Source organism: Psychrobacter sp. CX14 (genome assembly GCF_057396205.2).
The window spans coordinates 1,864,345-1,884,513 of the sequence record NZ_CM183187.1; the positions used below are offsets into that span (position 1 = coordinate 1,864,345).

The 20,169-nt window shown below is 39.0% G+C and carries 14 protein-coding genes; 10 read left to right on the forward strand and 4 right to left on the reverse strand.

Translation table 11 applies throughout. The features are described 5' to 3' along the window. Positions 1-24: 24 nt before the first annotated feature. The 4 genes from AC2SLO_RS07540 to AC2SLO_RS07555 form a co-directional block, all read right to left on the reverse strand. Entirely contained in the window at positions 25-765 is a 741-nt protein-coding gene (locus AC2SLO_RS07540; RefSeq protein ID WP_486541079.1) for a hypothetical protein, read from the reverse strand. Between the two features lie 237 nt (positions 766-1,002). After that, positions 1,003-2,265, reverse strand: coding sequence for an NRAMP family divalent metal transporter (locus AC2SLO_RS07545; RefSeq protein WP_486541081.1), 1,263 nt, complete (start codon positions 2,263-2,265; stop codon positions 1,003-1,005). A 92-nt stretch (positions 2,266-2,357) separates the two neighbouring features. Further along, positions 2,358-3,635, reverse strand: coding sequence for an NRAMP family divalent metal transporter (locus AC2SLO_RS07550; RefSeq protein ID WP_486541083.1), 1,278 nt, complete (start codon positions 3,633-3,635; stop codon positions 2,358-2,360). 266 nt (positions 3,636-3,901) lie between these two features. Then, entirely contained in the window at positions 3,902-4,558 is a 657-nt protein-coding gene (locus tag AC2SLO_RS07555; protein ID WP_486541085.1) for a TetR/AcrR family transcriptional regulator, read from the reverse strand. 193 nt (positions 4,559-4,751) lie between these two features. Between AC2SLO_RS07555 and AC2SLO_RS07560 the strand changes: the two genes are divergently transcribed. The 10 genes from AC2SLO_RS07560 to bioD all read left to right on the forward strand — a co-directional run bounded on the left by AC2SLO_RS07560 (position 4,752) and on the right by bioD (position 19,639). Next, positions 4,752-5,903, forward strand: a complete 1,152-nt coding sequence (locus AC2SLO_RS07560) for an acyl-CoA dehydrogenase family protein (protein ID WP_486541087.1) — start codon at positions 4,752-4,754, stop codon at positions 5,901-5,903. Positions 5,904-6,054: 151 nt separating this feature from the next. Continuing rightward, a complete protein-coding gene (locus tag AC2SLO_RS07565) occupies positions 6,055-7,263 on the forward strand; it encodes an acetyl-CoA C-acetyltransferase (RefSeq protein ID WP_486541089.1) in 1,209 nt (402 codons plus the stop codon). A gap of 101 nt (positions 7,264-7,364) precedes the next feature. Further along, positions 7,365-9,536 carry a 3-hydroxyacyl-CoA dehydrogenase NAD-binding domain-containing protein gene (locus AC2SLO_RS07570; protein ID WP_486541091.1) on the forward strand — a complete coding sequence of 724 codons (2,172 nt, stop codon included), beginning with the start codon at positions 7,365-7,367 and terminating at the stop codon, positions 9,534-9,536. Next, positions 9,529-10,599: a CaiB/BaiF CoA transferase family protein gene (locus AC2SLO_RS07575; protein ID WP_486541093.1), complete on the forward strand. Its 1,071-nt coding sequence runs from the start codon at positions 9,529-9,531 to the stop codon at positions 10,597-10,599. The genes AC2SLO_RS07570 and AC2SLO_RS07575 overlap by 8 nt, the downstream gene beginning before the upstream one ends. Before the next feature lie 330 nt (positions 10,600-10,929). Then, positions 10,930-12,627: an AMP-binding protein gene (locus tag AC2SLO_RS07580; protein ID WP_486541095.1), complete on the forward strand. Its 1,698-nt coding sequence runs from the start codon at positions 10,930-10,932 to the stop codon at positions 12,625-12,627. A gap of 436 nt (positions 12,628-13,063) precedes the next feature. After that, positions 13,064-14,746: an AMP-binding protein gene (locus AC2SLO_RS07585; RefSeq protein ID WP_486541097.1), complete on the forward strand. Its 1,683-nt coding sequence runs from the start codon at positions 13,064-13,066 to the stop codon at positions 14,744-14,746. Positions 14,747-14,847: 101 nt separating this feature from the next. After that, on the forward strand, positions 14,848-16,086 hold the full coding sequence (locus AC2SLO_RS07590; RefSeq protein WP_486541099.1) for an OmpP1/FadL family transporter: 1,239 nt from the start codon (positions 14,848-14,850) through the stop codon (positions 16,084-16,086). Between the two features lie 420 nt (positions 16,087-16,506). Then, positions 16,507-17,220, forward strand: a complete 714-nt coding sequence (locus AC2SLO_RS07595; protein ID WP_486541101.1) for a DarT1-associated NADAR antitoxin family protein — start codon at positions 16,507-16,509, stop codon at positions 17,218-17,220. Positions 17,221-17,532: 312 nt separating this feature from the next. Further along, a complete protein-coding gene (gene bioA, locus AC2SLO_RS07600) occupies positions 17,533-18,846 on the forward strand; it encodes an adenosylmethionine--8-amino-7-oxononanoate transaminase (protein WP_486541103.1) in 1,314 nt (437 codons plus the stop codon). A 58-nt stretch (positions 18,847-18,904) separates the two neighbouring features. Further along, a complete protein-coding gene (bioD, locus tag AC2SLO_RS07605) occupies positions 18,905-19,639 on the forward strand; it encodes a dethiobiotin synthase (RefSeq protein WP_486541105.1) in 735 nt (244 codons plus the stop codon). Positions 19,640-20,169 lie beyond the last annotated feature (530 nt).

Below are 20,169 nucleotides of genomic sequence, written 5' to 3' on the forward strand. Positions count from 1 at the left end.
ATGATAGCTACTATTAAAAATAGCTTATTCAAAATCCATTGTGTGCCCATCTTTTAAGGTTAAACTGCCCTTAGTGACCTCTATGCTGATATTTTGAGGATGTTTGATCGCCTCATATACTTTGGCATCGGAAATATTAACGTCAGCGTCGAACTCATAGTTCGCATTGGGTGCCAGAGGTGGGTCGAAGTTTACCAGCGATATAACCACGGGTTTAGGTTTTGCAAAATCAGGATGGTTAAGCATTAACGTCCCTTTAAAGCCATTAACAGGGACATTACTCTTATTCGTCATAACAAAAGACAGTTTTACGTTATTTAAAGTATCAGTGTCACTCGGTTTATAAGGCAGTAAAGTAATAGGGTATTGATCCCGTTGTAACTCCCTGTTTTCATCCGTCTTCTGACCTATAGGATTATTCGGGTGCAATTCTTCATATTTGCGCTGCTGTTCAATGGCCTCGTCAATAGTGACTTGAGTTGTAGCGCCTTGTTGTTGAGCGTCACTTAATTGCATACGCTGCATATAACGACTCAGTAACTGCTGCTCATCGTTAGATAAATCGTTATAAGCATCCTGAATCACACCCTGCCAATTTTCAAATTCAATGGGCACAGTTTGACTTTTATGGTGATTACTTTGTGTATCACACCCTAGTGCTGCAAATAATATAAAGAAACCGGATAATAAATGACGGTTCCTGTGTAATAAACGAACACCAACTTGATGTTTCGAGTAATTAGAGTTAGCTTTAATAATTTTCATTTAATTCTTAAACTCCCTGTAAAAACCGGCATGTTACTATTGCTATTAAAAGCAATTCCTTTTAAAAGTAAAATGCAGATTAAAGATTGCATAAGCAAATATACAATGAAATAGCTGCGATGCACCACAACTATTTAATACAGTGACCTAAAACAATAGACAGTACTTCATAAATAAGGGCTGTCATCAAACAGCCCTTATTTATGAGTCTTGCAAATAACCCTATATATTAGCCCATTAAATGATCTTTAATAATTGAGCCATAAATAACAATGCGATACCACCTAAAAAGATCAAGCCTGCAATACTATATAATTTCATACTAGGGGAAAGATTCTGATGATTTTTTGCCAATGAGTAATTAAGCCATCCAAAAATAGGGGCTGAAACGAAGGCAGAAATCATAGCAAACTTCAGCATTGCACCAAGCTGACCGGTAAAGAATGTAATGATGATGAACCCGCCAACAGCGGTGTAGGTGATCCAAAATAAAAGCTGCTTTTCATCCATTTTGACGTCATTTTTAATTAAACGCCAACTTTCTGCATTAATTCGGCCATAGCCATCTGCGCAAGTGATCGTCGTACCAAACATCACCATGAAGGCCACAAAGGCCACTAAAAGTCTTGACCACTCACCAATAGTAGCGGTGTACATGCTGATCAACTGGCTAATATACGCACCACCTTGTGTCTGAATCTCGACCCCAGTGCCATATTGTACAAAGACACCTAACGCCAAAAATACTAACGCTAAAAGCGCAGTAGAAATGAAGCCCACATTGAAGTCAACCAGACCCTGACGATGTGTTGTGTGATCTGCTTCTACTTTAGCTGATATCCACATTGAATTGATCGCAGAGAATTCTAATGGCGCGGGCATCCATCCCATTAACGCTACTATAAAGCCAAGTGTCGCCATGTTCCAAGGGGAGGGCGCGACAAAATCAGGCGCCATCACTGTAGGCTTGCCAGCGGCAATGATTACAGCAGCCAAGGTTGCTATAGTTAATGCCACCATGATTAATTTGGTCACTCTATCAAGCATTTTATAATGACCTAAAATTAGGATTAACCAAGACACACCCATGACGATCAAAGACAAAATTGTGGTGGATATTCCTAGATTTTCAGGCAACATAAATCCTAAAATAGTAGCTGCAATGAGCGCTACCGCACCTGTACTAATCACAGAAGCCGCTAAAGACAGTATAAAAAACGCCCATAAATAAACTGGCGACTTTTTGGCATAACCAGCAACTAATGACTCACCTGTTTCATAGACATAATCTGTGCCAAACTTAAAGAATGGATACTTAAAAAAGTTAGCTAGTATTATCATTATCGCCAATTGCCAGCCATAAATCGCCCCTGCCTGCGTTGAGGATATAAGGTGTGAGCCGCCAATAGCAGCTGTTGCCAATAAGATTCCTGGTCCAAAAGTGCGCCATCGTACATTTTCAGAGTGTGCAGTAGACGCTGCTGAATTAGGGTGAGTCATAACATAATGCCTTTAAGTTAAGGTTGGATTGTGTGAAAGACAAGGTAGTATAAGTCGCCTGATTGCTTTGACATAAGAGGGTTATAAGCGGGTTATTCGATAAAACCTAACAACTGTACTACAAATAATAGGGCAACCGCGGCTAAGAATAGTAGCCCAGCTATAGTATAAAACGTCATTGATTTAGACAGCTTTTGCTCGCTCTTAATTAAGCTATAATTCAGCCAACCAAAGATTGGCGCAAAACAAAACGCCGTAATCATGGCAAACTTCAACATAGACCCTAACTGACCTTTGAAGAAGACAATAATAATTAATGAACCAATAACAGAATAACTGGTCCAAAATAGGATTTGCGGGTCGCTTACCTTTGATTCACCTTTAATGAGACGGGTAGACTCTGCAAGGGCTCGACCATAGCCATCAATTAAGGTAATCGTCGTGCCAAACATTACCATGAATGCCACAAAGGCAACCAATAATCTTGACCAGTCACCGATGGTGGCGGTGTACATATTGATTAACTGGGTGACATAGTCACCGCCCTGAATTTTAATCTCAACACCTGAACCGTATTGAACAAAGACGCCTAAGGCTAAAAAACACAGACCTAAAATAGCACTAAAAATATAGCCGGCATTAAAATCAACCAAACCTTGATAGTAAGTTGTCTGATCCGTTTTAACTTTTTCAGCGGTCCACATCGAGGTAATAGCAGCAAACTCTAATGGCGCTGGCATCCAGCCCATTAACGCCACTATAAATCCTAAAGAAGCCATATTCCAAGGTGACATGGCAACGAAATCTGGTGCAATTGGAGTAGGATTCCCCGCTGCAATAATGACTGTAATCAAGGTGGTAATAATTAGCGATGCCATAATCCACTTGTTAAAACGGTCTAGCAGCTTGTAATGACCGACAATTAACATCAACCATGACACCCCTATGACGATTATTGATAATAGAGTAGCAGATGGCGTAAATTGCTCTGGAATCATAAACCCCAAAATAACAGAGCATAGTAGGGTAACGGCACCCACACTAATGACGGCAGATCCAATCATTAAAATAGTGTAAACCCACAAATAAACTGGCGACTTTCTGGCATATCCTGCAATTAATGACTCGCCTTTGTCATAGACGTAATCTGTACTAAATCTGAAAAAAGGATATTTAAAAAAGTTCGCTAGAATAATTATAATCGCCAATTGCCAACCATAGATGGCACCAGCCTGAGTAGATGAAATGAGATGAGAGCCACCGACGGCACCGCTTGCTAATAGTATCCCTGGGCCAAAGATACGCCAGCTTAGTTTATCCTTCTTTTTGATGTTTAAATCCTCTTTAGTTGCATGAATAACTCTCTTCATAATTTCATCTATGAGTCAGTTGATAATAAGATCTGTTTACCATTACAGCTGGTATCAGTCGTTAAGTACATCTATAACTTAACGAGTGATGTCAAAGAACTCATTAATAATGTGTGTTTATAAAATTAAAAAAATTGAGTTTGATTAAAATGGCAACATGCCTATCAAAAAAACGAAGGGGTATTATATAACGTGAGCACAATAAATCGTCAATCGATAATTGCAAAAATAGTTAGGTAATCTTATAAATTATTTTTTGTATAAGCTTAACTTTTTGTATCAATATCAGGCTTAGAGATAGCACGCCATAACATGGAGAATAAGTCATCAAAGTTTTCAGTCAACGGCATTGGTGAGTGACGAATGACCTGCATGGTACCAATACGCATCACAAATCCCATAAACACATCAAATAAGACATAAAGCGGTACTTTATCATTAAGCACCCCTCGACGTTGACCGTCAGCTAAAACACTGGTAAAGGCATCAATCAGCTCTTTATTTTCGTAAATAGATATTTTGCGAATATCTGAGGTAGATACAGAGGTTAAGACCATCACAGCATCAGGATGAGAGTCCACAAAATCAAAACAAACCCACAAGGTTTTTCTCAGACGCTCTTTAACACTATCAATACCTTGTAGATGATCCATCATTCGGTTCGCAAGCCGCCCAAGTACGATATCCATAATCGTTTGGAATACCGTGTGCTTATCGCCAAAGTATTTATATAAGGTCTGCAATGAGACATTTGCTGCATTAGCGATTTGAATCATTGTGACATCTTGAGCATTGGCGCCAGCAAATAACTCGTGAACCGCTTTTTCTATTTTATCAAGGGTCGCAGGACGAATTTTTGATAAAGGTGCTAACGCTTTTTCATTTAATAGAGTGTCATGATGATCATGTTGAGTTGTTTTCATTAAAGCCCCTTAATTAATAGTAATTATAATTACTATTTTATAGCTAGTGATTGCTTAGCAAAATAAACTTTTGTAATATTGAACGGTAAGTAATGATAGATATGAGTTTTGCTCCAAATCTATTGTAATCATTTTTGGTAATAATTATTACCATTAATACAATAAACTAATTTATGGGTTAAGGATTAACGAAATGGCTATTGATACGTTTAAAAGCAATTGGATGACTGAAGAACATGAAATGGTATATGACAGTGCCTTAAAGTTGTTCCAAAGTTGGGAAGATAAAGACGAGCAATGGCGTGAGAACGGTATGATCGATCGTGAAGCATGGAATGAAGCGGGTGAAATGGGCTTCTTATGTGCATCAATGCCAGAAGAGTACGGCGGCGGCGGTGGTGACTTCGGTCACGAAGCAGCGATTCTTCTTGCTCAGGCTCAAGCTAACCAAGCTGGATTTGGTGGTATGGTTCACTCTGGTATCGTTGCCCCTTATATTTTGAAGCATGGTACTGAAGAGCAGAAAAAAGCATGGCTACCAAAAATGGCAACGGGTGAATTTGTTGGCGCAATCGCTATGACTGAACCGACAACAGGTTCAGATCTACAAGCCATTAAAACGTATGCCGTTAAAGATGGTGATGATTATATTATCAACGGTTCAAAAACATTTATTACTAACGGTCAACACGCCAACTTAATTATACTAGCCTGTAAAACTGACCGTGAAAAGGGTGCTCAGGGCGTTTCACTTATCGGCGTTGAAACAGATGGGCTTGAAGGTTTTGAGCGGGGACGCAATCTTAAGAAAACCGGCTTATCTGCACAAGATACTTCAGAGTTATTCTTTAGTAATGTACGTGTACCTCAAAAAAATGTACTTGGTGGCGTTGAAGGTCTTGGATTTATCCAAATGATGCAAGAACTGCCTCAAGAGCGTCTCATTATTGCATTAAGCGGTTGTGGTGCTATCAAACTAGCTTTAGAGCTTACTTTAGATTACGTTAAACAGCGTGAAGCATTTGGTCGCCCAATTTGGAAGTTCCAAAATACCCGCTTTAAGCTTGCCGAAGTTCAAGCAGACTATTTAGCAGTGAAAGCATTATGTGACTCTGCTATTGAAGCGATGATAGAAGGCAAATTAACAGCACCTCAGGCATCATTAATTAAATACTGGGTAACTGAAAAACAGTGCAACGTCATGGATGAATGCTTGCAATTATTTGGTGGTTATGGCTATATGAGTGAGTACCCAATTGCGCGGATGTATGCTGATTCAAGAGTCCAGAAAATCTACGGTGGCACCAATGAGATCATGAAAGAGCTTGCATCACGCTTTATGTAATCATTAAAGCTTTCTAGTAAGTTTTTATGAAAGTTTTCAGACTTATTAGCATGGTGCTACATCGCTAATTTTGTAAGCGATTGAAACGTGTCGCTTACAAAATTTCATAAACGATTTTAAACAATTTAAACGGATTTAAAAAAGGATTTATATGACTGAAGTTGCCTATATCTATGATGCCATTCGTACACCACGTGGCAAAGGTAAAAAAGAGGGTTCACTACATCAAGCAACGCCAATATGGTTGGTGCGCACCCTATTAAAAGAGATGCAGAAACGTCATGATCTTGATACCAGTTTGGTCGATGATCTGGTATTAGGTTGTGTTACTCCTGTGGGTGAGCAAGGTTCTGATATCGCCCGTATTGCAATTATTGATGCTGATTGGGATGAAAGTGTGGCAGGCGTTACACTATCTCGTTTTTGTGCATCAGGCTTAGAGTCTATCAACTTAGCCGCTACTAAAGTTATGTCTGGTGTGGAAGATATGGTTGTGGCTGGCGGTGTAGAATCAATGAGCCGTGTACCTATGGGTTCAGACGGTGGGGCTTGGTATATGGATCCCCGTGTTAATGATGCAACGCAATTTGTACCCCAAGGTGTTGGCGCAGATGCTATTGCAACGTTACGTGGTTTTACGCGTGAAGACGTTGATGCCTTTGCTACTGAATCTCATAAAAGAGCCGCTGCTGCTTGGGAGAAGGGCTATTATGATAAGTCCGTCGTTCCAGTAACGGATATTAACGGTATGCTGTTATTGGATAAAGATGAGACCATCCGTCCTAATACTTCCGTTGAGACCTTAGCGGGTCTAAATCCCTCCTTTATTATGCCTGGTAAAATGGGCTTTGATAGTGTGATACTTGATAAATATACCACTATCGAAAAAGTAAATCATGTCCATCATGCAGGTAACTCATCAGGTATTGTAGACGGCTCGGCACTATGCTTAGTCGGTAGCAAAGCGGCAGGCGAAAAAGCAAACCTTAAACCGCGTGCTAAGATCACTATGGCTTCAGTCATCGGTTCTGAACCAACTATTATGTTAACAGGTCCAACGCCAGCGTGTCAGAAAGCACTTCTTAAAGCGGGTATGACGGCCAGTGACATTGATTTATGGGAAATTAACGAAGCGTTTGCTGTCGTTCCAATGAATACAGCTTTAGACTTAGGTGTGTCGCTTGATAAAGTCAATGTTAATGGCGGCGCTATTGCTATGGGACATCCCTTAGGTGCTACTGGAGCGATGCTAGTGACAACGGTACTAGATGAACTTGAACGTCGTGACTTAAATACCGCCATGATTACACTATGTGTTGGTGGTGGTATGGGTATCGCAACTATTATTGAGCGTGTGTAATATTAAACGTGTCTAAGAGCTTGACCCTAATATTTAGTGAATCCAAGACATGGAAATCACGTACGCATATTGAATTAGCGCATAATGAATAAGGATATAAAATGAGTATAGCTAGCGTAAAGGCCATTAACGACCTAAATAACTTTACAGCAGAAGCTGACAACGGTGTTGTTACGGTTACTATCGATCAAACAGATCGTAAAATGAATGTTATTGGTGAGGGCTTTAATGAAGCTTTTGCCTCTTTAACTGATGCTTTTATTACGGACGAAGAAGCCAAAGGTTTGATCTTAACCTCTGGAAAATCTACCTTTGTGGTCGGTGCTGATATTGACCAACTGGCAGAAATTGAAACTGCTGAACAAGCTTTTGATTTGGTCGAAGACTTGAAAACCAGTCTACGTAAACTTGAGAAAGCGGGTAAGCCTGTTGCTGCTGCTCTTACTGGTACGGCCTTAGGTGGCGGTTTGGAGCTGGCTTTAGCCTGTCATTATCGTATTGCCGTTGATTCACCAAAAACAAAAATTGGATTGCCAGAAGTTAAACTTGGCTTGCTACCCGGTGGTGGCGGTACTCAGCGTTTACCACGCATTGTTGGTATTCAAAAAGCGTTAGAGATGATGACCCAAGGCAAAGAGCTACGTCCACAGCAAGCGCTTGAAATCGGTCTATTGAATGCGGTTGCTAGCGACAAAGAAGATATGCTTGCTCAAGCAAAACAATGGATTAAAGATAACCCTAAAGTTAGTCAGCCTTGGGATCAAAAAGGGTTTAAAATACCCGGTGGTGATAGTAAGCATCCTAAAGTTGCACAGGTTTTCTCGATTGCACCTGCTATGGCAAATCAAAAATCACATGGCAATTATCCTGCAATTGTTCATATCATGTCATGTGTGTTTGAAGGCTGCTTAGTAGATATTGATAATGGACTTGAAATTGAGTCTCGTTATTTTGTCGCTTGTGCATTGTCTCCTGAATCTACTAACATGATTAACACCTTGTGGAAGCAGCTGAACAATATCAAAAAAGGTCAATCACGACCTGAAGGGTTTGAGAGATCTAAAGTTAGCAAGGTTGGTATTCTAGGTGCCGGTATGATGGGTGCTGGTATTGCCTATGTTTCAGCTAAAGCAGGTATTGATGTCGTCCTATTAGATACCAGTATCGAAGGTGCCGAAAAAGGAAAGAGCTATTCGACCAATTTGCTAGACAAAGCTATCAGCCGTGGCCGTTCAAACCAAGAGAAAAAAGAGGCCTTGTTATCACGTATCGAGACCACAGTATCTTATGACGATTTAGAGGGCTGCGATTTAATTATTGAAGCGGTATTTGAAGACATTGATATTAAAGCCGAATGTACCCGTAATGCAGAAGCTGTCATTCCAGAAACAGCAATTTATGCGTCTAATACCTCAACGCTACCGATCACTCAGTTGGCACAAGCCAGCAAACGACCCAATCAGTTTATCGGTCTGCACTTCTTCTCACCTGTTGATAAAATGCCATTGGTCGAGATTATCGTTGGTGAAAAGACAGACGATGCCACATTAGCAAAAAGCTTCGATTTTGTGGGTCAAATTTCAAAAACGCCAATTGTGGTAAATGACAGCCGCGGCTTCTATACATCACGCGTATTTGGTACTTATGTATCTGAAGGCATTGCAATGCTAGGTGAAGGTATTCATCCACGCAGTATTGAAGTGGCAGGTATGAAATCTGGTATGCCAATGCCTCCTTTAGCACTACAAGATGAAGTGTCATTAAGTCTGTCATTACACGTTATGCAGCAGGCTAAACGAGCTTTAGAAGCGGAAGGTAAGACTTTTACCGCGCATCCTGCTCAACCAGTGATTGAAAAAATGGTCCAAGAGTTAGGTCGTGAAGGTAAAAAGGTTGGTAAAGGATTTTATGATTATCCTGAAAATGGTGAAAAACACTTGTGGCCTGAATTAACTGACCTGTATCCAACAAAAGATGAGCAACCGTCGCAACAAGATTTAGTAGATCGCCTGCTATACGTACAAGCCAATGAAACGGCTAAGTGCTATGAAGAAAATGTTGTCCGCTCAGTTGCGGATGCTAACGTAGGCTCAATCTTTGGGTGGGGTTTCGCGCCAAATCAAGGCGGCACGCTACAATTTATTAACTCGATTGGCGTTAAGCGATTTGTCGAACGTAGTCGCGAATTAGCTGCTGCTCATGGTGAACGTTTTGAGCCTGCTGCTATTTTAGTTAAGATGGCGGATGCTAATCAGGAGTTTAACGATGACTAGCAAGTTATCAAATCCAATGGCTTACTGTTTGCAAGGTTTAAAGGTTGTTGACTTAACTCGCAACCTACCTGGACCCTTTGCAACCAGATTACTTGCAGATCTAGGTGCAGAAATTGTCAAAATTGAACCTATGAATGGTGATCCTGCGCGTGCATTTGGTGAGCTATTCAATGCTTTAAATCACGGAAAAACGACACTCAAAGTCGATTTCCGTGATCCAGAAGGCATTGCTACTATTAAAGAGCATCTCAAAAATGCAGATGTTATGCTAGATAGTTTCCGTCCAGGCGTCTTAGAAGGCATGGGATTGGATGCAACTACTTTGCATGACATTAACCCCAAACTGGTTATTGTATCTATTACGGGTTACGGCGTCACTGAAGGTGATGATGTTAACCATGATTGGAGCAATAAAGCAGGACATGATATTAACTTTATGGCGCTAAGTGGTGTGCTAGATCAGCTTAAATCATCCGACGGTGATCAAGCGATGCCTAATGTGCAGTTTGCAGATCTAGCAGGTGGAAGTGATACGGCCGTTATCGCACTTTTAGCGGCTGTGATTGCTGCGAAAAATACCGGTAAAGGTAGACACATTAACACCAGCATGACTCACAGTTTGTACAATCATCTAGTCATGCCAAAAGCAACTGGTAAATTGATTGAACAGATGTCAGGTAAGAAACCGGCTCCGCAGCATGACTTCTTAGGCGGCTTACTGCCTTGTTATCGTCTTTATAAAACCAAAGACGATAGATATATGGCGGTCGGTTCTCTTGAGTTAAAGTTTTGGCAAGGGTTATGCAACGTTTTAGATCTTCCAGATTTAAAAAATACGCATTGGCAACGTGGTGTTTTACCAAATATGCCTGAAAGTCGATCAGCAATGCAGACCATTACTGAAACGTTTGCAAGTCAACCCTTATCACACTGGTCAAGTCTTTTTGAGCAGGTGGATGTGTGCGTAACTCCAGTTTTAACGCTTGCAGAGGCTCAAAATCATCCTCTTTTTGCTCATCAGGACGAATATGGGGCGACAGCAGGATGGCAAGTCGTAAGCTAGGTTAGAGGTTAGCTAGGGATGGCATTAAGGTTAAAGTAGCTTTACATCTTGTTTTAATTAAACGTTCTAGAGCTACTTTAATACTGTTTTATCATAACTCACTATACATTTTTATTATATTTACAAACTTTTCATACCTAAACTTTTTGTAAGGCCGATCATTCCGCCTTACTCCTAGAGGCTTGTCCTTAAATTATATTCGCAACGTTGTTTATTTTTATAGGCAGTATGAATTAAATGTCAATATAACCTATAGATTTACACGTTTAAATAAAATTACTGAGTACCTCTTATTCGAGACTCTAATTAATAGCCCACGGAAGGTTAACGATGACTAAATTTTGGACCAATAATTATCCTGAAGGTGTTTCCGCTGATATTCCTTTCGATAATGAAACTCTCATTGATTTTTTTGATAGTATTTTAACTAAGTTTGCTAAAAATAAATTTATGACAAACTTGGATGTGTCATACAGCTATGCTCAAGTTGATCAGATGTCTCATTCGATTGCTTCTTGGATTCAAAGTACTGGTCTTCCTCAGGGTTCAACCGTAGCTATCATGATGCCTAATGTGAATCAGTACCTACCTATTGTAATAGGGGCGCTTCGTGCTGGTATGGTTTTGACACTAGTTAATCCTTTGTATACCCCGCGTGAGCTTAAGCATCAGCTTATTGATTCCGATGCCAAAATGCTGTTTATTTTAGAGCCTTTTTGTCATAGTCTTGATAATATTATTGAAAAAACGCCTGTTAAAACGGTCGTCGTTAGCACCATAGGCGATATGCTTGGCACTGCGAAAGGTACCCTAATAAATTTAGCAGCCAAACATATCAAAAAAATGGTGCCTAAATATCACATTAAATCCAATTCAAATCATCAAGTTTTAGAATTCAAAACTCTTTTGAAACAATCTAAAAAGATGACATACACTCGTCCTGATATTAAGCCCGATGACTTGGCTATGATTCAATACACAGGAGGTACCACTGGTGTTGCAAAAGGGATTTTAATTAGTCATCGCAATGTTGTTTATGGTACTAAGCAATATGATGAATGGTTTAAGCCAATTCATAAGGGTCTAAATAGTAAGGATCAACTAACTTGTGTCGTTGCATTACCGATGTACCATATATTTGCATTTATTATATCTTTACTAGGCTTACGCACTGGTCAACATCTTTTGCTAGTCACCAATCCAAGGGATATTGATGCCTTTGTAAAACTGCTTAGTAAAGAGCCTGTACATTTGCTACCAGCAGTAAATACTTTATTCCATGCCCTACTATTACATCCTAAATTTAATGATATTGATTTCTCCCAGCTTAAGCTTTCTTTAGCAGGCGGTATGGCGGCGACCCCTGAAATGGCGAGAAAATGGCAGGAAACCACAGGTGTCCCTATTATTGAAGGCTGGGGCATGTCAGAAACGCTTGGAGTAGGGACAGCTAACCCCTTATCAAATACAGAGTTTACAGGCTCAATAGGCATGCCAATCTGTGGCATAGATCTCAAAATCTATGATGAAGATGAAAATCCGCTTGATATTGGTGAAGTCGGTGAGATTGTTATTAAAGGTGGAAATGTCATTTCAGGCTATCACAATCTCGATAATAGTCAGTTTTTCACAAAAGATGGTTATCTTAAAACTGGTGATGTGGGCGCTATTGATGAGAAAGGGTATGTCAAATTATATGACAGAAAAAAAGACATGCTTATCGTGAGTGGTTTTAATGTCTACCCGAATGAAGTTGAAAGTGTCGTAGAAATGCATCCTAAAGTAAGAGAATGCTCTGTAGTCGGTGTTGATAGTGACTCACAAGGTCAGTCAGTCAAAGTTTTTATAGTTAAAGACGACCCAAGCTTAACTAAAAATGAGATACATGAGTTCTGTAAAAAGAACCTTGCTGGCTATAAACGCCCACGTCATATCGAGTTTTTAGATGAACTTCCGAAGTCTACTGTTGGTAAGATTCTAAGACATCAACTTCGTTCAGAGAGTCAAGACGTAGCTGAAAAGGCTTAAATTTAATATTATCATTTTATATTTTTTAACCTATATTTAGAAGCTAAAGTAAATAGGGATTTAGAAAAAAAGCCAGTAATAGGTTGTGAATATACATTCATATCATGTAAAGGGGCTAATTTTTTTCATTAAATTTAGCTCCTTTTTTATATTTTATAATCGAAAGGGTTAGGAGCTATATACAATTAATTCATCGAAATTTGTGAATTAATTTCCTACTGATGCTAACTTTAATTATAAAAAATATTAATATATTTTTATTAAATATCTTAAAAAAAATAGTGTAAAAACATCGTTTTTTGGCTATTATAAAGAAGTTGCACAATTTCATAAATTTATGTCTTATAAAGACATAAATTTATGAAGGTTTGACATTACATTTGCCTCACTGAAGAGGCGAGCTTAATTAAGCTTAATTACCAATGGAAGGTGAATAATGGATAAATTTTGGACCCAGAACTACCCTGAAGGTGTTGCCGCTGACGTACCCTTTGATAATGATACTCTGATCGATCTATTTGAAAAATCGTTAAATGAGTTTGCTAAAGATAAATTCATGACCAATATGGACGTATCTTACTCTTATAAACAAGTCGATCAGATGTCTCGTAACATAGCTGCATGGATACAAAGTACTGGACTACCTGAAGGTTCAGTCATTGCGGTCATGATGCCTAATGTACATCAGTATCTACCCATAGTTATTGGAGCACTAAGAGCCGGTATGGTACTGACTTTAGTCAATCCTCTTTATACTCCTCGTGAACTTAAACATCAACTTATAGATTCTGATGCCAAAATGATCTTTATTTTAGAGCCATTTTGCCATTCTATGGATAGTATCATTGAAAAGACCCCAGTTAAAACCGTCGTCGTAAGTTCAATAGGGGATATGCTTGGTACTACCAAGGGCGCAATTGTTAACTTTGCGGCTAAATATGTCAAAAAAATGGTACCTAAATACCATATCAAGACCACTTCTGAATATGCCGTACTTCACTTTAAATCCATTTTAAATGAGTCCAATAATCTAAAATATACCCGCCCTCAACCAAAGCCTGATGACTTAGCGATGATTCAGTATACCGGCGGGACTACAGGTGTTGCTAAAGGTATATTAATTAGTCATCGCAATGTGGTATATGGGACCAAACAGTACGACGAATGGTTTAATCCAATATATGATGATTTAAATAATATGGGCCAGCTTACGTGTGTAGTTGCTCTGCCGATGTATCATATTTTTGCCTTAATCATATCTTTCTTAGGAATACGTAAAGGACAACACCTTCTACTCGTCACTAACCCAAGGGATATTGATGCCTTTGTCAAGCTATTAAGTAAAGAGCCGGTAAATTTGTTTCCTGCCGTTAATACCTTATTTCACGCATTACTTTTACATCCAAAATTTAAAGATATTGATTTCTCCCAGCTTAAGCTTTCATTGGCTGGAGGGATGGCAGCGACACCTGAAATGGCGAGAAAATGGTATGAAGCAACAGGCGTCCCTATTATTGAAGGGTGGGGGATGTCAGAAACACTCGGCGTTGGCACTGCAAACCCCTTAACGAATAAGGAATTTACGGGGTCGATAGGTATTCCGTTATGTGGTATCGATCTTAAAATCTATGATGATAATGAGAATCCGCTAGGTATTGGCGAGATTGGTGAGATTGTCATCAAAGGCGGTAATGTTATCTCCGGCTATCATAACCTCGATAATAGTAAGTTTTTTACCAAAGATGGTTACCTTAAAACAGGGGATGTTGGATCTATCGATGAAAAGGGATATGTCAAACTCTTTGATAGAAAAAAAGACATGATTATTGTGAGTGGCTTTAACGTCTATCCCAATGAAGTTGAAAGTGTCGTTGAAATGCATCCTAAAGTAAGAGAGTGCTCTGTAGTGGGTGTAGATGACGAGTCCCAAGGTGAATCAGTCAAAGTATTTATCGTTAAAGACGATAAGAGCTTAACGGAAAAAGAGGTTTACGAGTTCTGTAAGAAAAATCTAGCTGGCTATAAATGTCCACGTTATATTGAATTTATCGATGAGTTACCTAAGTCTACTGTCGGTAAAATATTAAGACATAAATTACGAACGTTAAGCAATAAATAATAGATAGTTAAACAATGATTCTAATCAGGTAAATATGTTGTTATTTACCCTCATTTAGTCGCAATGGATGTGGCTAATAATACTGCAATGGAGAATGTACAATGTCAAAAACTTTCACTCTTAATCAACTTGCTAGTGCTTTAGCATTAGTGTCTTTCGCTTCAATCGCTGGCGCTGCTGGTCTTGATCGCTCTGGTCAACCTAGTGCTGAGTTTACTAAAGAAGGTACTTATGCCTACGCTAGTGCTTATCGTATTAGCCCTGAAACCGATGGTGAATATACAGATAATGGCGTTACTAGAAAATATGAGGGTGTTGCTCAAGACTATAACGGCTATGGGTATGGTGTAAAAACTGATATAAACGATAAAGTTAGTGTTGGGGTTTTTTATGATCAGCCCTTTGGTGCCGAAATTGAAGTAGAAGGTGATAACAACCCTTTGGTGAATGGAGATGTCCATACCAAAGCAAGTGTAAAGTCTGATACTTTTACAGGTTTAGTGAACTTTAAGCTTGGCCAACATGATAATTTTAGACTGTATGGTGGTCCTGTCCTAAGCAAGCTTGAAGGTAAGTTAAATTTAGCGAGCGGTGAAACATCTGGCAATTTAAAAAACTTATCACTTATTAATGGTTATAATTTATATCTCCCAAAAGATCAAGAATATGGTTATATGGTTGGCGCAGCTTTCGTCAAGCCTGAGATTGGCTTAAAAGCGGCTATAACCTATCGTTCCAAGATAAAGCATGATGTCAAGTTTGGTGAACATATGCCAGCTATTGATTATGTGAATTTCAACCCTCAACTTCAGCAACTTGGATTAGTATCGCGTACCGATGAACATGCGGCGCTGGAATTACCAGAATCTATAAATATTGATTTTCAAACTGGTCTTAACCCTACAACGTTATTGACGGCAAAGGCGCGCTGGGTACCTTGGGGAAGCTTTGAAATCACGCCGCCTTTATTAGAAAAGAATGTTAAGACACTAGCTCAAACTGCTAAAGCGCCTTTAGTTGCCTACTCAGATGATTCTTATATGATTGAGTTAGGCTTGGGTAAGCGCTTATCTCCAGCACTTGCGATCTCTGGAACAATTGGTTGGGATAAAGGCGCTGGTAATCCTGTCACAGTACTAGGTCCCGCTGAAGGCTATTACAGCATTGGTTTGGGTGCTAAATATAATGTTACTCCAGAATGGTCTGTTGCGTTAGGTGGTAAATATCTTATGTTAGGTGATGCAGATACTCAGTTATCTTCAACCAAAGCACCTATGGGTAAGTTTGAAGATAACGATGCTTATGTGGTCGGTATGAAATTAGAATACGCTTCAAAATAGCTGAATACTAAGCTGCCATGATCATTCTTTAGAATGAATACCAAAAGTATTGTTAACATTAAAATTGGATCATAGAAAATAGTATTGTTAAATACGTAGCAATTTCACCATTTAGATGTAGAAATAACAGTTTCAAAGAATATTTCATCATCTGAATACTATTTGAATAGCACTTAGTTTGGCTGTATTTGTACAGGAATATTAAAAGTAGGGTAGTTGCCCCGCGTTATGCAAATACAGCCACCTTAGTAGTTATTCAAAATTTAATCAGACTTTTATAATGATTACGTTTTTTGACTTTTTACTATAGACTTAAGAAATGCCACAAGATTAATCGCTCAGAATACGCTAAACTGCCTCGCTAAGATGACATAATATTTATTTATTGATACCAAGCATTAAAGCTAAAGGCACCTCGTTATGGAACTAGCACCAACCCCTACAGAACAAAAACCAGTATTCATGCCAAGAGTCGGCAGTGACAGCCTTGTAAAAACTGACATGGTTAGAATTGAGCATCATGTGGGGTTTGCCACTCGACAGAAGAAAAAGACTATCAACGATCTGCACCGAGTCATTAAAAAGAAATATGGCTTTAAGAATGTATTGGAGCTGTCTAGCAAGTCAGGCAATAAGTTGAGCTTTCCGCTTAGCCCAGATAGCCTAAAGATAACCAATGAAGAAGATGGCAAGCAGTATAGCGTTGAAAATGCCTATCAAGCCAGCAAAGTCTTTACAAAAGGTGGACCCTTCGTTGATTTATTAGATACCGCGCCAAGACAGGCCAAAAAAGACGAGCGTCTGATTAATTCAGGTGATATAACAGGTTATGATTACTTTGGTATGGTTTGGGGCTTAGAGCCTTTAACTGCCTTTTATGACTGGCTGTATGTCAATGCGCTAAAACAAAATCCACAACTACATGAAGAAGTGCTTCAGTATCAAGCCTTTACAGACATCTCATTTAACCCAAAAAAGAATGTTCATTGTCCTGCCTATTCGCTAGCGATGTTCGTGGCTCTGCATAAACGCGAACTATTAGACGGTATCGAAGATCCAGGGACGTTTTATGATCTGGTTGCTAGGTTTGATTTAAGTAATACAGAGCATCTATTGGAAGAAGGGTGGTTTTGATAGCTGATTATTTATAATAAGGTGAGACTCTTTGAAAATGTTTGTGCATGAATTACGTGTCTCTTATCTAAAGCGTACCTCAAAAGCGCAAGAATAAATCAGCGACTATTAGGCTTATATTTCTTATTTAACATAATATACATTATGCGAAAAGAAACTAATTGCTTTTAGAAATTTCAATACAATTGACTTAAGACTCTATTAATCATCTTGTTGACTATATTCTGTCTATAAATTGATGCTAACATATAAGTTTTTCATTTTCGTTTTTGTTTTCTACAATCACTTTTTGATAACTATTTATCTAATACTATGCCAAATAATAATTCTAATTTGTCTGACCAAAGCTTTAATGACTTTGATCAAAATCATCTCTGGCATCCGTACGCAACATTGCCACCGCAATATCCAAACATAGTCATTGATCACGCTGATGATGTGTATCTTTATACAAAATCTGGTGAACAACTTATTGATGGCATGTCATCTTGGTGGGCAGCAATTCACGGCTATAATCACCCTAAATTAAATACTGCTATTACCGCTCAATTGTCTAATATGGCTCATGTCATGTTTGGCGGCCTTACACATCAGCCTGCCATTGATTTGGGTCAAAAACTTCTTACTATAGTACCTAATGGTCTCGATGCAATATTCTATGCAGATAGCGGCAGTATAGCGGTTGAAGTTGCCCTAAAAATGGCACTACAGTATCAATTGGCGCAACATAAACCAGAACGCAATAAAATAGCGACCACCCGATCTGGCTATTATGGCGACACTTGGCATGCTATGAGTATTTGTGATCCTGTTACAGGTATGCACAATATCTACGGCAAACAGTTGCCAATACAGCTATTTATTGATAAGCCTCAATCTGGATTTGAGACACCTTTAGATGATGATATTAAAAATCAATTAGCAGACTTTTTTGAACAAAATCAGCAAAATATAGCCGCTTTTATTATAGAGCCCGTGGTTCAAGGTGCTGGCGGTATGCGGTTTTACAATCCTGAGTATTTAACGCTGCTACGTAAATTATGTGATGACTACGACATTTTGTTAATTGCCGATGAGATTGCAACAGGTTTTGGGCGTACTGGTAAGATGTTTGCATGCGAGTATGCAGATATTTCACCTGATATTATGACAGTAGGTAAAGCGCTGACGGGTGGCTATATGACCTTTGCTGTGACATTGTGTCAGCGTCACGTTGCTGAAAGCATTGCCAGTAGCGAATATCCTGCTTTAATGCATGGCCCTACGTTTATGGGCAATCCCCTCGCCTGCTCTGTGGCCTTGGCGTCAATTGAGCTCATTATTGAGCATGATTATCCTAAACGGGCGTTACATATTGAACAGCAACTTAATCAATATTTGCAACCATTGATAGCTTTTGATCAGGTTGCAGATGTGCGCATCCTTGGATCTATTGGCGTTATTGAGTTGCATGAAGCCGTTGATATGCCAAGGTTTCAGCGTTTGTTGATTGAAAAAAAGGTTTGGATCAGACCCTTTGGAAAGTTGGTCTATATTATGCCACCAATTATTATAACGGATGATGAAGTTCTATTGTTATGTGATAGGTTAATGCAGGTACTAACGAGTTATTTTCAGTCGCTTTAAAGTCTAGAGTATCCTATAGCGAATAGGTCTTTGATTATAATATTGGATTAATGAAATTATGAGTGTGTATTTTATAACAGGGATTGATACAGATATTGGTAAAACTATTGCTACTGGTAGCTTAGCGAGAGTTTTACATCAAAAAGGCTGTAGAGTCATCACTCAAAAGTTGGTGCAAACAGGGTGTGACGGCATCGCTGAAGATATTATGACGCATAGAGAAATGATGGGCATAGACTTACAGTCTCGTGATAAAGACATGACGACTTGTCCCTATGTATTCCAAAAACCCGCTTCGCCCCATTTAGCATCAAAACTTGAAAATAAAATAATTGAGCCTGAATACATTACTAATGTTACCAATACGCTGAAACAAGAATATGACATTGTGGTCTTAGAAGGCGCTGGTGGGCTTATGGTGCCACTTACTGACTCGTTATTAACTTTGGATTATATTGCCTCTCAAAATTATCCTGTTATTTTGGTCACTTCTGGCAGATTGGGTAGTATTAATCATACGCTAATGAGCATTGAGGCTATCAAATCTCGTTCACTACACTTACATGCTATCCTTTATAATCATTGGCAACCTGACAAACATTTAGCGTCTAATTATGAGCCTGACGTAGAGATTGTGGATAGCACCAAAAATTATTTACAGTCTTACTTAGCTAAGAATTATCCTGATACTTATTGGGTTGATTTGCCTAATAAATTAGGAATTAATACAGGTGATATGACAGATTCAGACCGCAATTCTTCTCTTGATAGCTATGCCGAGCGTTTGATTTAGGAGTTACGGAGTTAACTTATTAATACAATTTATAGATTAATAGCATCAAGCATATTCATTAGGCTCAATACTATCTAAAAAGGATGGGTTCTGACTTTCAATCAGCCTTAGTTCATAGGTCAATTGTAAGTTTAACCAAAACTGGGCACTACCCCCAAAATATTTAGCCAGTCGCAAAGCTGTATCCGCAGTATAGATTTAGAAGAAAATATCACCAAAAACTTTGAACAAGTGCCTTATTTAAAACTGGATAATTGGGTTTAAGTTTGTATTTTTTTCAGATTAAATGATTCGTAGATTCAATCGAACGTTAAACGTTAACTCGAAGGAGCGTCTTAGCCCTGAGACCCGTTAAAAATTGCATTGCAATTTTAGGGGCGTAGAGAAAATCGCTTAAAGGGGATTTTCTGAAGAGGATATACTTGCTTGACCACTGGTTGCGGTGACTTAGCTTAAAGTGGTATCGAGATAACAGGAACACTTTTAGCTATTAGACACCGCTCCAGTGGGTAAGTAAGATAGAAGCGGAA

Bases quoted from the DNA above. Each gene is read 5' to 3' on its own strand.
- AC2SLO_RS07540 (WP_486541079.1), bottom strand. From the start codon at position 765: ATGAAAATTATTAAAGCTAACTCTAATTACTCGAAACATCAAGTTGGT.
- AC2SLO_RS07545 (WP_486541081.1), bottom strand. From the start codon at position 2,265: ATGACTCACCCTAATTCAGCAGCGTCTACTGCACACTCTGAAAATGTA.
- AC2SLO_RS07550 (WP_486541083.1), bottom strand. From the start codon at position 3,635: ATGAAGAGAGTTATTCATGCAACTAAAGAGGATTTAAACATCAAAAAG.
- AC2SLO_RS07555 (WP_486541085.1), bottom strand. From the start codon at position 4,558: ATGAAAACAACTCAACATGATCATCATGACACTCTATTAAATGAAAAA.
- AC2SLO_RS07560 (WP_486541087.1), top strand. From the start codon at position 4,752: ATGGCTATTGATACGTTTAAAAGCAATTGGATGACTGAAGAACATGAA.
- AC2SLO_RS07565 (WP_486541089.1), top strand. From the start codon at position 6,055: ATGACTGAAGTTGCCTATATCTATGATGCCATTCGTACACCACGTGGC.
- AC2SLO_RS07570 (WP_486541091.1), top strand. From the start codon at position 7,365: ATGAGTATAGCTAGCGTAAAGGCCATTAACGACCTAAATAACTTTACA.
- AC2SLO_RS07575 (WP_486541093.1), top strand. From the start codon at position 9,529: ATGACTAGCAAGTTATCAAATCCAATGGCTTACTGTTTGCAAGGTTTA.
- AC2SLO_RS07580 (WP_486541095.1), top strand. From the start codon at position 10,930: ATGACTAAATTTTGGACCAATAATTATCCTGAAGGTGTTTCCGCTGAT.
- AC2SLO_RS07585 (WP_486541097.1), top strand. From the start codon at position 13,064: ATGGATAAATTTTGGACCCAGAACTACCCTGAAGGTGTTGCCGCTGAC.
- AC2SLO_RS07590 (WP_486541099.1), top strand. From the start codon at position 14,848: ATGTCAAAAACTTTCACTCTTAATCAACTTGCTAGTGCTTTAGCATTA.
- AC2SLO_RS07595 (WP_486541101.1), top strand. From the start codon at position 16,507: ATGGAACTAGCACCAACCCCTACAGAACAAAAACCAGTATTCATGCCA.
- bioA (WP_486541103.1), top strand. From the start codon at position 17,533: ATGCCAAATAATAATTCTAATTTGTCTGACCAAAGCTTTAATGACTTT.
- bioD (WP_486541105.1), top strand. From the start codon at position 18,905: ATGAGTGTGTATTTTATAACAGGGATTGATACAGATATTGGTAAAACT.